This window comes from Segetibacter sp. (assembly GCF_025963695.1).
GTDB lineage: Bacteria > Bacteroidota > Bacteroidia > Chitinophagales > Chitinophagaceae > Segetibacter.
Map to the genome: position 1 here is coordinate 30,983 of NZ_JAOQAH010000037.1, position 16,097 is coordinate 47,079.

At 38.7% G+C, this 16,097-nt stretch carries 12 protein-coding genes and 1 other RNA gene; 10 read left to right on the forward strand and 3 right to left on the reverse strand.

Features of this window, described 5'->3' with window-relative positions; all coding sequences use genetic code 11:
* The first annotated feature begins 22 nt into the window (after positions 1-22).
* The 3 genes from JWR87_RS06605 to rseP all read left to right on the forward strand — a co-directional run bounded on the left by JWR87_RS06605 (position 23) and on the right by rseP (position 4,604).
* Positions 23-1,516 (forward strand): GH3 auxin-responsive promoter family protein, encoded by a 1,494-nt coding sequence (locus JWR87_RS06605; protein ID WP_297817217.1) that lies wholly within the window; start codon positions 23-25, stop codon positions 1,514-1,516.
* 187 nt (positions 1,517-1,703) lie between these two features.
* Positions 1,704-2,861 carry a 1-deoxy-D-xylulose-5-phosphate reductoisomerase gene (locus JWR87_RS06610; RefSeq protein WP_297817220.1) on the forward strand — a complete coding sequence of 386 codons (1,158 nt, stop codon included), beginning with the start codon at positions 1,704-1,706 and terminating at the stop codon, positions 2,859-2,861.
* A gap of 396 nt (positions 2,862-3,257) precedes the next feature.
* Positions 3,258-4,604, forward strand: a complete 1,347-nt coding sequence (gene rseP / locus JWR87_RS06615) for an RIP metalloprotease RseP (RefSeq protein ID WP_297817223.1) — start codon at positions 3,258-3,260, stop codon at positions 4,602-4,604.
* A gap of 75 nt (positions 4,605-4,679) precedes the next feature.
* Here the strand turns inward: rseP and JWR87_RS06620 are convergent, their stop codons facing one another.
* On the reverse strand, positions 4,680-6,476 hold the full coding sequence (locus JWR87_RS06620; RefSeq protein ID WP_297817226.1) for a MutS family DNA mismatch repair protein: 1,797 nt from the start codon (positions 6,474-6,476) through the stop codon (positions 4,680-4,682).
* 79 nt (positions 6,477-6,555) lie between these two features.
* Between JWR87_RS06620 and ssrA the strand changes: the two genes are divergently transcribed.
* The 5 genes from ssrA to JWR87_RS06645 all read left to right on the forward strand — a co-directional run bounded on the left by ssrA (position 6,556) and on the right by JWR87_RS06645 (position 11,902).
* Positions 6,556-6,933: a transfer-messenger RNA gene (gene ssrA, locus JWR87_RS06625) on the forward strand.
* Between the two features lie 207 nt (positions 6,934-7,140).
* Positions 7,141-7,962, forward strand: coding sequence for an alpha/beta hydrolase (locus JWR87_RS06630; protein ID WP_297817228.1), 822 nt, complete (start codon positions 7,141-7,143; stop codon positions 7,960-7,962).
* Positions 7,963-7,968: 6 nt separating this feature from the next.
* Positions 7,969-9,171: a PAS domain-containing sensor histidine kinase gene (locus JWR87_RS06635; protein WP_297817231.1), complete on the forward strand. Its 1,203-nt coding sequence runs from the start codon at positions 7,969-7,971 to the stop codon at positions 9,169-9,171.
* An 8-nt stretch (positions 9,172-9,179) separates the two neighbouring features.
* Entirely contained in the window at positions 9,180-9,587 is a 408-nt protein-coding gene (locus JWR87_RS06640) for a response regulator (RefSeq protein WP_297817234.1), read from the forward strand.
* Positions 9,588-10,210: 623 nt separating this feature from the next.
* Complete coding sequence (locus JWR87_RS06645) at positions 10,211-11,902, forward strand: ATP-binding protein (RefSeq protein WP_297817236.1); 1,692 nt, start codon at positions 10,211-10,213, stop codon at positions 11,900-11,902.
* Positions 11,903-12,607: 705 nt separating this feature from the next.
* On the opposite strand, the gene JWR87_RS06650 is transcribed toward JWR87_RS06645, so the two are convergent.
* On the reverse strand, positions 12,608-13,102 hold the full coding sequence (locus JWR87_RS06650; RefSeq protein ID WP_297817240.1) for a GtrA family protein: 495 nt from the start codon (positions 13,100-13,102) through the stop codon (positions 12,608-12,610).
* Positions 13,103-13,177: 75 nt separating this feature from the next.
* Here JWR87_RS06650 and argS point away from each other — a divergent pair, with 75 nt between their 5' ends.
* On the forward strand, positions 13,178-15,070 hold the full coding sequence (gene argS, locus JWR87_RS06655; protein ID WP_297817243.1) for an arginine--tRNA ligase: 1,893 nt from the start codon (positions 13,178-13,180) through the stop codon (positions 15,068-15,070).
* A 41-nt stretch (positions 15,071-15,111) separates the two neighbouring features.
* Here argS and JWR87_RS06660 read toward each other — a convergent pair whose 3' ends face one another.
* Positions 15,112-15,285 (reverse strand): hypothetical protein, encoded by a 174-nt coding sequence (locus JWR87_RS06660; protein WP_297817246.1) that lies wholly within the window; start codon positions 15,283-15,285, stop codon positions 15,112-15,114.
* Positions 15,286-15,805: 520 nt separating this feature from the next.
* On the opposite strand from JWR87_RS06660, the gene JWR87_RS06665 reads away from it, so the two are divergent.
* On the forward strand, positions 15,806-16,097 hold a 292-nt coding region (locus tag JWR87_RS06665; protein ID WP_366090257.1), incomplete at its 3' end, for a catalase.

Genomic DNA, 16,097 nt, shown 5'->3' on the forward strand with positions numbered 1-16,097 from the left:
CCCTTTCATTCCGGGGAAAAGCATGAGTATAAAATCTTTTTTGGCAAAACCATTTGCCTCTTTTATTTACAATCAAATAAGAAAAGGAACCAAGACAGCCATCGCGGACCAACAAACTATTCTTAAAAATCTAATTGCTCATGCCCGTCATACTGCCTTTGGAAAAGAACATGGGTTTAACGATATAACTTCTTACGAAGATTATAAAAAAGCAGTTCCTGTAAGAGATTATGAACAACTAAAACATTATATCGAACGCATAAAAAAAGGCGAACGGGATATCTTGTGGAAAGGCAAGCCTATTTATTTTGCAAAAACCAGTGGAACAACAAGCGGGGTAAAATACATTCCTATATCAAAAGAATCTATTTCTAACCATATAAATACTGCACGAAATGCCCTGTTGTGTTACATGGTGATTAGCGGAAATTATTCCTTTGTAAGCGGAAAACTTATTTTTTTAAGCGGCTCCCCTGTGCTGGATGAAATTGGAGGTATTCCTACAGGTCGGCTAAGTGGAATAGTAAATCATCACGTACCTGGGTATTTAAGAACAAATCAATTACCAAGTTATAACACCAACTGCATTGAAGAGTGGGAAACAAAACTAGAACGGATTGTTGAAGAAACTATTCATCAAGACATGACTCTCATAAGCGGAATTCCACCATGGGTGCAAATGTACTTTGACAGACTAACTGAAAAAACGGGGAAAAAGATAAAAGATATCTTTCCAAACTTCTCGGTAATGGTACAGGGTGGAGTAAACTTTGAGCCTTACAAAGCAAAACTTTTAGATAGTATTGGAAAGCCAATAGACACTATTGAATTATTTCCAGCTTCTGAAGGTTTTTTCGCTTTCCAGGATAATTACAAAGAACCCGGTTTATTGCTGAACACTAATTCAGGTATTTTCTTTGAATTTATTCCTGCCGCGGAAGTTTTTAACGACAATCCTACCCGTCTTTCATTAGAAGATGTGAAGGTGGGAGAAAACTATGCTCTAATAATCAGTAATAACGCAGGATTATGGGCTTATAACATAGGCGATACAATCAAATTCATTAGCACAAGCCCCTATAAACTTATTGTAAGCGGCAGAATTAAACATTTTATTTCAGCATTTGGAGAGCACGTAATTGCAGAAGAAGTTGAGTATGCATTGTTGAAGGCCGCAAACGAAGAAAGTATTAAAATTGTTGAATTTACGGTAGCACCTTTTATAAGCCCGACAAAAGGAAAAAGCTATCACGAGTGGTTCGTAGAATTTGAAAATTCTCCTGCCGATCTTCTATCCTTTTCAAAAAAGGTCGATCAAAATTTGAGAAGTAGAAATGTTTATTATGATGATTTAATCGCAGGTAATATTCTGGAGCAGTTAAAAATTTCAATAGTAAGAAAAAACGGCTTTATCGAATACATGAAAAGTATTGGTAAACTTGGCGGACAAAATAAAGTACCAAGATTAAGTAACGATAGAAAGCTGGCGGATGAGTTAGGGCGCTTTATTGCTTAAGAACCTTACTTCCTATAAGTTAAACGATCCCAATTTATAAGGAAATTGAAAACTGCCATTGTGTTAATACTTCCCGAATTTAACCTACTTATAGGCTGCTTGGCTGGCTGTAAATAGCTCATCCTTCATCACCAACTTTTTAAAATCTAATATTCCTATATCTTTACCGCCCCTGATTTTAAAATTTATGTCTCAAAAAAGAATAGCAATATTTGGCTCGACAGGCTCAATCGGTACACAAGCCCTGGAGGTTATTGCAGCTAATCCTGAGAAATTTTCTGCTGAAGTTCTTACTGCACAAACCAATGATGAGCTGCTGGTACAGCAAGCAATAAAATTTAATCCCAACGTAGTCGTAATAGGTGATGAAAAAAAATATTTTAAAGTAAAAGAGGCTTTGGCAGGAACAGATGTAAAGGTTTTTGCGGGTGAAAAAGCTTTGGAAGAGGTAGCTGCAATGGATTGCTACGATCTTATGCTAGCTGCCATTGTGGGTTATGCAGGCTTAAAACCAACGCTCGAAGCATTGGAAACAGGTAAAGCAGTTGCCCTTGCTAATAAAGAAACATTGGTTGTTGCAGGAGATATTGTAATGAAAAAGGCAATGGAAAAACGCGTGCCTGTAATACCTGTTGATAGTGAACACTCTGCTATTTTTCAATGCCTGGTAGGCGAAACAAGAAATCGAATTGAAAAAGTTATTCTTACAGCAAGCGGTGGTCCGTTTCGTGGTAAAAAGCCAAACTTTTTGGTAAATGTAAAAAGAGATCATGCACTACAACACCCCAACTGGACGATGGGTGCGAAGATTACTATTGACAGTGCGACGCTTATGAATAAAGGCCTTGAGATGATTGAGGCTAAATGGCTTTTCAACCTTAAGCCCGATCAAATTCAGGTGGTCATCCATCCGCAAAGCATCATTCATAGTATGGTGCAATTTGAAGACGGAAGTATAAAAGCACAGATGGGGTTGCCCGATATGAAGTTGCCCATCCAATACGCCTTAGGTTTTCCTAACCGGATTTCAAATAACTCACCTCGCTTAAATTTCCGCACGTTTTCGACTCTGAACTTTGAAGAACCCGATATTAAAACTTTTAGAAACCTGGCCCTGGCCATAGAAGCCTTAAATAAAGGTGGAAACATGCCCAGCATTTTAAATGCTGCTAACGAAATAGCCGTCTATGCCTTCCTCCGCAACAGGATTGGGTTTTTAGATATGACAGAGGTAGTGGAGCAAACCATGGACAAAATTCCTTTTATTGAAACTCCGACCCTGGAGGAATATTTTGAGAGCGATGGAGAGGCCCGAAGTTTTGCGGCATCGTTAATTCAAATGTAGTTATTGGCAAGGGTGAGGCATACACAGATATCTTGTTCATTTATCAAATTAATTTTCTGTACCCGGCTACAGATCTTCCAGCTGCAGTCGTTGCGTCGCACAGCGTGTACAAAATAACATTGCTCAACTTGCTGAAGAACTTTATAAAACTACCGGTTAAGTGTATTGAACCTTTAACTTAAATACTTGTAATAGTTTCGCGGTTTATGTTTTTATTTGCCGAATAATGAGAGACGGTACAAGTGAGTGACACAACGAAGCTTAATCGTTGAACTGCTGCCGGTTACAAAAGGCTTTATACGTTTCTACAAATTAGAGGATCAAATTTTAATCATTCTTAAATCTGCTAAATAAGCAGATTTAGGGTAAACAGTCCCTTGGGGATTTAGGGTAAACATGACATTATTAGCTATAGACTGGAGTAGCGTAGCAGTTAAAACAGGACAATTTATATTATCGTTTTCTATATTGGTGGTGCTGCACGAGATGGGCCACTTCTTTCCTGCAAAATGGTTTAAGTGCCGGGTTGAAAAATTCTACCTCTTCTTTAACCCGGGAATAAGTTTATGGAAGAAGAAAATAGGCGAAACTGAATATGGGCTTGGTTGGGTTCCCTTTGGTGGATATGTGAAAATATCAGGGATGGTAGATGAAAGTATGGATAAAGAGCAGTTGAAAAAACCTGCCGAACCGTGGGAATTTAGAAGTAAGCCGGCCTGGCAAAGACTAATTATTATGATTGGTGGAGTGGTGGTAAATATTGTGCTTGCAATAGCCTTATTTATCATGATTATGTATGTGTGGGGCGAAGAATACTTACCCGCAAAAAACCTGACATATGGTATACATGCTGATACGCTTGGAACTAAAATAGGCTTACAAGATGGAGATAAAATTGTTTCAATCGGAGGAAAGCCTGTAGATAATATTGAAACTGTTGAAGCTGAAATTATTTTATCTGAAGCTAAACAATTACAAGTTGCGAGGAATGGACAACTTGTTGCAATTGAAATTCCGGATGGCTTGGTTAAACAACTAAATAAAAACAAACTTCAAGGGTTTATAGATGTTCGATTTCCGGTAATATTTGACTCAGTTGCAAAGACTGCTACATTTACACAGGGAAGAGTTGAAAGAGGTGATAAACTACTTGCTTTTAATAATAAGCCTATCCAGTTTTTTCACGAATTTGACCAAGAAAAAAGCAAACTAAAAAATGTAGAGGCTCCGATGAAAGTTTTACGGGGAACTGATACTGTTGACGTAAAAGTGAGAGTGAACGAGAAAAGTGCTTTAGGAATATACTTTAAAACTCCCGGTAGTCTTTTTGGTACTACAGTTAAAACATATACGCTTGCTCAATCATTTCCTGTTGGGTTTAATAAATGCTTCGAAACCCTTGACCGATATGTAACCGGATTGAAGCAATTGTTTACAGGTAAAGTAAATGCAAGTGACTCATTAGGTAGTGTTATTAGTATCGGTAATACTTTTCCAAGCCTGTGGGACTGGCAGAAGTTTTGGACACTTACCGCGATTTTTTCGATCATTCTTGCTTTTATGAATATCCTTCCCATTCCGGCTTTAGATGGCGGCCACGCTCTATTTACCCTTGTTGAAATGGTTAGCGGACGTAAGCCGAGCGATAAGTTTATGGAGTATGCACAAATGGTAGGTATGGTACTACTGCTAGGGCTAATGGCCTACGCATTAGGATTAGATTTTTGGAGACTGTTCAAATAATAGAATTAGGATTAAGGGATTAGATGGAAATAGAATATTATTTCTACTTCCATCTAATCGGATTAATCCCCGGTTCTACATCTCTATCCCAATCTTCTTCATTAGCAAAGAGGCATTCATACTTTGACAAATGCCTTTTTTTAATTTGTAATCGAAGTACAACTCCTCTCCTTCTACCTGTACATCAAAATGATAATTGCTTACCGCATCTTCATTTGCCTTGTAAAGGTTGGCTAACTCAATATCATGCGTAGCTATCACTGCTACTGCTTGTTCTCTTATCAATTGCCTGATTAATGCTTCTGAGCCTGTATGACGATCTAAAGAGTTTGTGCCGCGTAAGATTTCATCAAGCAAGATGAAGATTTGCTTATGTTGCTTTACCTGGTCAATAATGCTCTTTAATTTTTTCAACTCGGCATAAAAAGTAGATGTATTTTCTGCGAGATTGTCGGCAATTCGCATGCTGCTGTAGAGCTTTACAGGACTGAAAGTAAATGCTTTTGCACATACCGGAGCACCAATTTGAGCAAGCACAAGGTTAACGGCAACGCTTCGTAAAAAAGTACTTTTGCCAGCCATATTAGAACCGGTAATAATGGCTACTTTACCGTTTCCTTCTATTGCGAACGAATTATCAACGCGCTTCTTTTCATTTATAAGAGGATGCCCAATTTGTTCTCCCTTTAAAGTGAAATGTTGATCGGCTATGACGGGGAAACTCCAGTCAGGATGATTGAAAGTAAGTGTTGCTAAAGTATTTATTAATTCGATTTCCGCCAGTATTTTGAACCATTCCGGAACTGATGCTTCAAATTTTTCTTTCCATTTGTTAAGGCTGAGCGTTTGCCTTACGTCCCATAAAAAGAATGTATTTAAAATAAAAAACACGAGCAGGTTTAACCTGAAATCGAATCGTTTTAGAATTTCCTTTAATTTTCTAATCCCTTCCGTACCGGCCTTCTCTGATACTAGAATTTTCTTAAATGAGTCCAATAAAGGAGAACTTGATGCCAGGCGTTCTACTAAAAGTAATTGCTTATGAAGTGTGTTTAATTCACCTTCAATTTTTGAAAGTGCGGTATACGTTTGAAGCACTTTAGAACTTGTATATTTTGCAAAAAGAAAGTAAGCAAAAACAAGCAGCCAAAAAGCAGAAGATCCAATCCAATCAAATAGATAAGCCCCAAGAGTGGCCAAAGTTATAGTAGTAAATATAACAGGTAATATTTTCCAGAAAGGCTGTTGCAAAGGCTTAGGCACCGAGAGCCAGAATTTCATCTTCTCTTCGGTTGCAAAAGTTAAAGGATTTGCCATACCTGTTGATTGTAACTTTTGCCGCCAGTGCCAGTCAGCTGACAGATTTTTTGCCGCAGCTTGCCGGTCAATTATAGCGGGTCTTTCCGATCCCTCTAGTAGTACCGCCGCAAGCATTTTTTTTGATTGCTCTGAAGTACATCGGTTTACGTATTGATATATCGATGCCGTCCCAAATAAATCAATGTCGCCTGCGTAGGGATGTTCATGCGGTAAGAAGGAAAGGCCGTCTTCCCTGTTATGATAATTTCCTGATAGAATTGACAGCTCTTCATTGTTTATAAATAACATTCTCTCCACATCAGCAATCTTATCATTATTGTCAGCATCAATAGAAATTACATAAAGAAAAACGGCAATTCCTACTGCAACTAATAACCACGTTATAACTAAGTTTTTAAAAAAAAGCGAATAAATTAAAAGTAATATGGCAAGTACTATAACTAATCTCAGCCAGCCAATGTTACTTCTTTTTCTTTTAAGTTTTTGTAAGAGGTGTGAGTGAAAGGTCACCTGTTGTTTGTACGTTTCTTGCGGCGTCGTCTGTTGTTGCATAATTATAGCGGGAACATAATAAAAACGTTAAGATAGCAATTGAAACCATATTGTTTACTAAATTTGCTGCTCAACAAATGGGGCTGTACTTGGTTTTGACAGCGTAGATTGTTGTGGGTATAAGCATGCAGTGCGTTGGGTCATTAGCACTATAATCTGAAAACTCAACAAACAAAAGGCGAAAATACTTACGCCATGGCTGCCTAATTCAGAGAATTAGCACTCATTATGGCCGGGAATGCAGGTCTACCTGTTACCACGCTTCCCCGCTGAATCAAACAAACAAAACGGGTTGCCACTACAGAAGGCTGTGACTGTAGTGTAAGACCATCCAGCTAAGGAAGTGATTGGTTTGTCCGGTTCCGGCTGCTTCCCGACAAATAATTCCGGAATAAGCATGTAGAAGGCTTATGGCAGATATGTTTGGACAGCGGTTCGACTCCGCTCAGCTCCACTTATTAGGCTATCAAAAGCAATTAAAAGGGTTAGCAAATTATTGATTTGCTGACCCTTTTTGTTTTTGCGGTTACCCCATTATTAGATTTCCTTTCTGTGGAATAGGATCTCGCTTCTTATCTCTTTTACAATGCCAGCGGTGCGAGAGAGGCGCCACGAACTTTTTAATCTTCCTTCCTATCGTACAAAAAAATAAAGACGATCTTTAATGCTTAAACAAGTTGCGGTGAATGAAATTTTAGTAAAAAACAACGTAAAGGTTTTTGGCACAGGTCAGCCGATGTTATTTGCCCATGGTTTTGGTTGCGACCAAAATATGTGGCGGTTTATAATTCCTGCTTTCGAAAAGCAATACAAGATTGTTCTCTTTGACTATGTTGGTTCAGGCAAATCTGATATAACAGCTTACAATGCCGAAAAGTATAGTGATTTAAATGGGTATGCTAATGATATACTTGATATTGTAACTGCTTTAGATTTGAACGACATCGTTTTCGTAGGACACTCGGTTAGTTGCATGATTGGTTTGCTTGCCTCCCTTAAACAACCAAATCGTTTCAATAAAATGATTTTTATTGGCCCTTCTGCCCGTTACATAAATGATCAACCTTCTTATATAGGCGGATTTGAAAGAAAAGACATTAAGGAGCTATTGGAAACAATGGATAAAAACTATATAGGTTGGGCAAACTTTTTAGCGCCGGCTATAATGAAAAACCCTGATAAGCCTGAACTGGGAGAAGAATTAGCTGCAAGTTTTTGTTCTACCGATCCTGTTATTGCCAGGCAATTTGCAGAAGTGACTTTCTTGTCAGATAACAGGGAAGATCTTTCTAAATTAAAAATACCCGCATTAATACTTCAATGCTCCGACGACCTTATTGCTCCGTTAGAAGTTGGCACTTACCTTGAACAACAAATCTCAGGTAGCACTCTAAAAATAATGAAAGCGACCGGTCATTGTCCACATATGAGTGCACCCGCAGAAACAATTGAATTAATGAGCAATTATCTTGCTACTGCCAGCTAAATGCCTATGACCTTTGAAAATGAAATTCTATTAAAACAAGTTCCTTGTGGCATTTTTGCGTGTACTGAAGATGGTGTAATAACAATGGCTAACACCTATTGCAGCAACTTATTGGAATATGAAGAGACCCAACTGATAGGAACAAATATTTCCACAATACTTACATTATCAGGAAGAATATTTTACCAGACCCATCTTTATCCGCTGGTGAAATTGCACCGCGATGCAGAGGAGATTTTTTTAAACCTCGTTACAAGATCAAAAAAAGATGTACCAGTTGTTTTAAATGCGGTGCTTGCTACGACCAAAAGCGGAACCGCCATAGTATATTCATTTATCCCTGTACTTAACCGACGCAAGTACGAGGATGAAATTTTACAGGCAAAAAAGAATGCCGAGGATGCTTTGCGTAAAAATGTAGCGTTAGAAAAAATAAAGCAGGAATTAGAGCTACAACAAAAGGAACTGGATAAACAAATTACCTTACTTACTTTTCAGAATAAGGAGTTGCTTCAATTAGGAAATGTGATCACGCATGATCTGCAGGAACCGCTAAGAAAACTGATGCTGTTTTCTCACGAATTACTTTCAGGCGAATTAAGTGCAGATGAAAAAGAAGTAGCGTTATCTGCCATTAAGAGATCCTCTCAAAAAATTAAAAACCTTCTGCTAAACCTGCAGGAATATTTAAGCCTTTCCACAGATTCTTCAGAAAAAACCAGCGTTGACCTGCAAGAAGTATTGCAATACGAGTTGCAGCAATTGCAGTCCCTGCATTCTCATATAAAAGTTCATGCAGAAATTGCTGTATTACCGTCGATAAAGGGCTGCAAAAAACAGCTTCATTTATTGTTCCATCAACTTATTAAAAATGCTTTTGACCATGGCACTACTGATAATAACTTGTTTCTTGTTATAAGATCAGTTATAGTAAAAGAAAACCTCTTCAACTCATTACATAATCGATATGAATATATAGATTATGCGAAAATTACTATTACCGATAGTGGTCCGGGTTTCGATAACAGGTATAAAGAATACATCTTTGACTTCCTTAAAAAGCTCCATCCGGCAACAACCTCCGACGGCTTCGGGCTCGCTTTTTGTATAAAAATAGTGGAGAATCATTTTGGCAACATCAAAGCCGATGGTGCAGTTGGAATTGGTGCCACTTTTACGCTTATGTTACCAATTGATTATGTCTATTAAATTCTACAATGAATAAATCTGCTACAATTATGCTGGTTGACGATGATGAAGATGACCGGTTAATCTTTACATCTGTTATTAGTGAGATTGATGCTACCATTGATTGTATATGTTTTAGCACTGCCTTAAATAGTCTGAAAACTCTTCAAACAAAAGATACTGGTAAACCTGATTGCATTTTTTTAGATCTCAACTTACCACTAATGCATGGCTTCGAATTCTTAAAGATTATTAAAACTTCAAAAGACTTACATGATATCCCGGTAATCATTTATTCAACTTCCTCACGTGAGGCTGATAAAATAAAAGCAAAAGAACTAGGTGCATCTAACTTTTTAAGCAAACCGAGCTCTATGAGGGACTTAAAAGAAAAGGTGACCGAGCTTTTAACCACTGTTTGTTGCAACAATAATTAGAAAGTCTAAAGCATCTAGTATAGCTGCAAGCGCTTTATAAAAGAGATCATTGAGGTTTTTGCCAACGTGCGAAATCAAACATAAAATAAGCAAACGAACACGCACCTAAAATAGACAAGATTAAAAAATACTATTTGTGCACGGTAATTAATAGTGTAAAGGCATAGAAATTGTAGTATTGAAAAAGATGCGTTAGCTCTTCTGGTTTTAATTTGGGTTTTTAAGAATACAGGTACTTTTTTGAATTTTGGATACTTTAATAGGTTTTTTGAATTTTGAATTTTTACTTTTAGTACTTTTTAATGTTGATTTATTATTTTTTGAGTTAACGCATTTTGGGCAGCTTAGGCTGCCCTTTCTATTTTATCATCTTTCTTCTCTTAACATGCAGAGTTCTTGCAATTACTTATCATCCCCAGGCGCCTTCTGTAAAACTTTCGCTTCCGGCCCCGTGTCTGCAACTATCTAAATGCAGAAGGGCAATTTGTTGATGTTTGATAATTTGTTGCTTGTCTTACATAAAGGGCTGTCAGGCAAATTATAAGTTGTTTAGCCTGAATTAAATTTCTTTCAACCACGGCATGGGGATAAATTTGGAGCTTTATTAGCGAATACATTTAAGAATGGCACTAACAGAAGCAGACGGTTTTCCTTTTTTGAGTGGTGGTGGCGAAATGGGTAAGCTTATTCGTACTAAAGACTGGAGTACAACTGCTCTTGGCTCACCTGACAGTTGGCCGTCAAGTCTACGTAGTTCGATCAGCATACTTCTCAATTCGCAATTTCCAATGTTTATATGGTGGGGACCCGAAGAGATTACCCTCTACAACGACGCATATCGTCTTATCCTGGGTGAAAAGCACCCGAAAGCACTGGGAGCCCCAGGATCAAAAGTCTGGTCTGAAATCTGGAATATTGTTGGTCCACTCGCAGAGCGGGTTCAGAAACAAGGTGAATCGAATTGGGCCGAAGACCAGTTGCTATATATTAACAGGCGTGGGTTTTTAGAGGAGAGTTATTTCACTTTCTCGTACAGCCCGATGTTAAATGAAGTGGGCGGGATAGCGGGTGTATTCTGCGCTTGTACTGAAACTACCGAAAAGGTATTAGCTACACGTAAATTGAAGGAGAGTGAACAAAGTCTTCGGAAGATTATTCTTCAGGCTCCTGTTGCAATGTGTATTCTTCGCGGGGAGAATTTTGTTATTGAGGTAGCTAACGAAAAAATGTTTGAGTTATGGGGAGTAGCATCTAAAGGCGTCGTTGGTTTGCCTTTGTTTGAAGCGGTGGTGGAGGCTAAGAATGAAGGATACGAAGAACTGATGACTAAGGTACTTACAACCGGTAAGCCGGTTGTTGGAAGAGAGCAGCCTGTAAGTTTACCAAGAAACGGAAGGGTGGAAACTGTTTTTATCAATTTTAGTTATGAAGCCATTCGTGAACTAGATAACACCATTACCGGGGTGATGGCCATGGTGACTGACGTAACTGAACAGGTGATAGCGCGAAGAAAAATAGAAGACCTGGTATCAAACCGTACTGAGGAGTTAGCGAAGGTTAACGAGGCATTGATGAAAACAAACCGGGAGCTTGCAAGTTCAAATGCAAAACTCGAAGAGTTTGCTTATGCAGCATCCCACGACATGAAAGAACCCATACGAAAAGTAATTGTTTTTTCGGACCGTTTGAAAAATAGCCTGAGAGAACGCATGAATGAGACTGAAATAAGCTTGTTTGAACGAATGGAAAAAGCTACGCAACGAATGGGGCTTTTAGTGGATGATCTTTTAATGTTTTCACACGTAAGTGAAAAGCCTTTGGAGATGGAAGAAGTTGATTTGAATAAAAAATTTGAGAACGTGTTAGCGGATCTGGAAATGCTTATTGAAGAAAAACAAGCACTTATAGCCGTAGGCAGGCTGCCAACAGTTAGAGGCTACAGAAGACAACTACAACAGCTTTTTCAAAACCTAATTGGCAATGCCTTAAAGTACAGTAAGCCTGATACCCGCCCCGAAATTACATTAACATGTAAGGTGGTAAAAGGCGATGAAATTCCATCGGCAGCGATGCAAGAACTGCCTGAGCGTTCTTTTTACCAAGTAGAAGTGCGCGACAATGGTATTGGCTTTGAACAGAAATATGCAGAAAACATTTTCGGCATTTTTCAGCGACTGCATAATAAAGCTGAATATGAAGGAACGGGTGTTGGTTTGTCAATCGCACGTAAAGTAGTAGAAAATCACAACGGATATATTTGGGCGAATAGTCAGCCGGGTAAAGGATCAACATTTCATGTGCTGCTTCCGGTCTAAAATGTAACGCAAGCCCAAGTAGAGTTTCTGCTAAGCTTTTGCTTAAAACCTTAATAAAGAAATTTGGTTTGGCTTATGCGTGCAGTTAAGCTTCAGACGAGGGGGAGTCAATGTAATTATTAGGTTCGCGGGTTCCTCTCTAACCTCAACCTAAAAAAACACCCTAAATGTTTCTCTCTCCAGGTTTTCTTATTTGAACATCCGGTAATAAGAGTATACAGATCGCACGCATGAGTATGGGCCGCATTACTAACAGCGGACAAATTAAAAACGCGATTGAGTACGATACGGTAAAGGCAAGCAGCTTGATTTTGTATTGGTAATGTAAAAGCAAAGTACAGGGTTGAAAGCTTTGTCAACAGCAATAAGTGGAGATGTTCCAACCACTGTTGGAGGCTGATCGGTAGCTACAGTCACTGCACTCTTGTGGAGCCGTTTCGCATCTTATACGAGACACCGGTTAGTAAATGAACTTACAGTCATCGCCAAGCGGTTACCCAAGTAAAAGCAGTAATTACGGCTGGTAAACTAGAGGCCGAAGCTGCAACCAACTAAGTTTTAGAGATAGCTTGAAATGGGTTAAGCCGATAAATTGTTTAAGTGTAAATGCTGACGTGAGCTGTGCACAATTTTATACTACAAGTACAAGAGAGTGACACAACAATGCCTCATTATTATTCTGCAGCTTGTACACGCCAAAAGCAATTAGTGCATTGTATGATGCTTTATCTTCTTAGTTTTAAAAGTAAAATGCTTCTGGCTGAGGTAGCTGAATGTAACAACGAAGGCTGTTGTAATTATTTTAGAAATTATTGGATGGATATGCAATTGCTCGATAAAGAATTTTAAGAACATATAGTTAAGGGCAATGCATGCTAATACCATAGAGAAATACCTTACCAATTGAACTCTTCCCCGCAAGTTACTTTCGTTAAAAACAAGGTATCGGCTATAATAAAAACCAATCGGGAACGTGATGCAAAATGCAGCGATCATTGCAAGGATGTGGGGGCTTATAGCAAAATATTGAAAATGCATCACTCCATGTTGCTTGAACCTGTTTTCAAAAAGACCAAAAAGAAAAATGTCGAGTAGGGTATTTGCACCTCCACAAGCTGCGTACCTAAAGGTCTGCAGGGGCATAAACTTTCTGAACAAAGGATAGAAAAAATCGATGACGCTCAACAAAAAATTATTCATTAGCCTGATATACTAAATGGGGCGCGAAGATAAGCCTTGTAAATTGTACTTTTGCGGCCCAAACCGTTAAAAAGAATGAGTGTTGTTGCTAAGATAAAACAAGTTGCGGCTCTAGCTATCGCCCACTTGTATAACTTCCAGATTGACGAAACAGGAATTTTGGTTAATGCTACAAAGCCAGAATTTGAAGGCGAGTATACGATTGTATTATTCGCTTTTGTAAAGCAACTACGAAAATCACCTGAGGCACTTGGCCAGGAACTCGGAAAGTTTATTGTAGACAATAACGGTGATCTTTTTTCGGGCTATAATGTGATAAAAGGCTTTCTCAATCTCTCCATCACTCCTGGTTACTGGACCACTTTTCTTCACGGGGAATTTGCAAACGAAGCGTTTGGAAAATCACCTGCGCAGCATAAAAAAGTAATGGTGGAGTATTCGTCACCCAATACAAACAAGCCTTTGCACCTCGGGCACCTGAGAAACAATTTTTTAGGCTGGAGCACTGCGGAGATTTTAAGGGCTTCGGGAAATGAAGTGATAAAAACGTGTATTGTAAATGATCGTGGAATACATATTTGCAAAAGCATGATTGCATGGCAAAAACACGCAAACGGCGCAACTCCGGAAATAACCGGGAAGAAAGGTGATCATTTGGTTGGCGATTATTATGTAAAATTTGAAGAAGATTTAAAAGCCCAAGCTGTAACGGTTCTTGCGCAGTTACAAGACAGGAAACTGGAGGGTTTTACAAAAGAGGAAGAGATAAAAATAATGGCATTGCTGAATGCTCTTGAGCAGGTAAACCCCGGCCAAAACAAAGAAAAATACAATGAGATAAAAAGCGAGCTAAATGAAATAGCGCGTAACAATACCCCCATAATGAAAGAAGCAAAACAAATGCTGCTGAAATGGGAACAAGGCGATGAAAAAATACTTTCGTTGTGGAGGAAAATGAACAATTGGGTGTACGCAGGCTTTGATGAAACTTATAAAAGGATTGGTAGCAACTTCGACAAAATTTATTACGAGAGTGATTTGTACTTACTAGGAAAGGATATTGTTGAAGAAGGACTGCAAAAAGGAGTTTTGTTCAGGAAAGATGATGGCAGTGTATGGATTGACTTAACAGCAGACGGACTCGATGAAAAACTGGTATTACGCAGAGATGGAACCTCGGTTTATATAACCCAGGATCTTGGCCTTGCGCAATTAAAGTACAAGGAATACGGGATTGATGAAAGCATTTACGTTGTTGGCGACGAGCAGAATTACCACCTGAAAGTGCTAAAGCTGATCATGCAAAAGCTGGGTGCACCGTACGCCAATGGTATAACTCATTTAAGTTATGGAATGGTAGAACTGCCTACTGGAAAAATGAAAAGCCGTGAAGGTACAGTGGTAGACGCAGATGACCTGGTAGATGCAATGATTGAAATCGCCAAACAAAAAACCAAAGAACAGGGTAAAACGGAGGGTTTTACAGACTCTGAATTACGCGAACTTTATGAAACAATTGGCATGGGCGCTTTAAAGTTTTTTCTACTGCGCGTAGACCCTAAAAAGAGGATGATTTTTAACCCTGAGGAAAGTATAGAACTACAAGGTTTCACCGGTCCGTTTGTACAATATACGCATGCTCGCATAAAAAGCATCTTGCGAAAAGAGCAACCCAAAGCTTTGCCGCTTTCTACTGATCTGCTTCGGCTTGAAAAAGATATCATTATTATCCTCGAGCAATTTCAGGCAGTGATTAAGGAGTCTGGCAATGACCACGATCCTTCAAAAATTGCCATATATGCTTTCAACCTGGCAAAAACCTTCAACTCATTTTACACAGAACACTCCATAGCGAACGCAGAAACAGAAGAGAAAAAAGAACTTCGTTTGCAGCTGGCGGTTTTAACAGCGCGAACAATTAAAACTGCAATGGGTTTGCTAGGGATTGCGGTACCTGAAAGAATGTAAGCCTAAATGGCCGGCGCTATTCTATAGTACTCTCGTTTAAATTAATAAGAACCTTCTCTAATAATTTCGGCTGTACACTTTTTAATTCTCTCCAAATACATACTTTTTATTTCTATCTCGTCTTTATAAGGGAAGCCTTTTTCGACCTGCAAAAATAATGCTCTGGTCATTTTCGATAATTCAAAAGCCTTGGCAAACGTTTCAGCAGCAACCATTTTTTAAACACCTCAGGTAAAGTCTATGATTAGGAGCAGGTTTAAATTCATTTTCTAAAAAAAAGACTAATAGTCTAAAGGCAATATGTTCATTAGTAGTATTAAAACTAATAAAACATTCGCTGGTCGTTCACGATCAGCGGTAGCCTCAAGTTGTACCTATGCCTCCGAAAAATGCAAAAAGGTGGGATGAGTATCAGTAGAGGAATTTGGAACACAAAAATTCCCGAAAAAAACTGCGGAAGAATTCATACCAACACATATGCATGACAAAATCAATACCTTCGCATTTTGAAAAAGTATTTGCTTTTTTTAATTTTGTAGCCAACAATTGAACAAATCTCTTCTTTGTTGCGTCGCACACTTTTGCTTATAGTAGAAACAGGAGCCAGGTTGTAGGGAATGGTACTTTATTTGCGACTGCCTCCTTCGGCAATTGTTTCTACAATTACAGATGATTATAAACCTTTTAATAAAATGTTTGTAGTAAACAGATGTTTCACCTTTTAAACTTTTACAAATGATCCCAGCAGACAATGGTAAACCAAATCAATCGGAGAGCAATGGCAGCTCAGGCAACGGACAGCAAAACAGTTCCGGTATTCTAACCACGCGCCAGGGCCATCCTGTTTCAAATAATCAAAGCCTACGCACAGTTGGAAACCGCGGACCTGCGACTTTAGAAAATTACCAGTTTCTTGAAAAAATGTCCCATTTCGATCGTGAGCGTATACCAGAGCGTGTAGTGCATGCACGCGGAACAGGTGCTCACGGTGTATTTGAAGCTTACGGAACAGTAGGCAATGAACCTA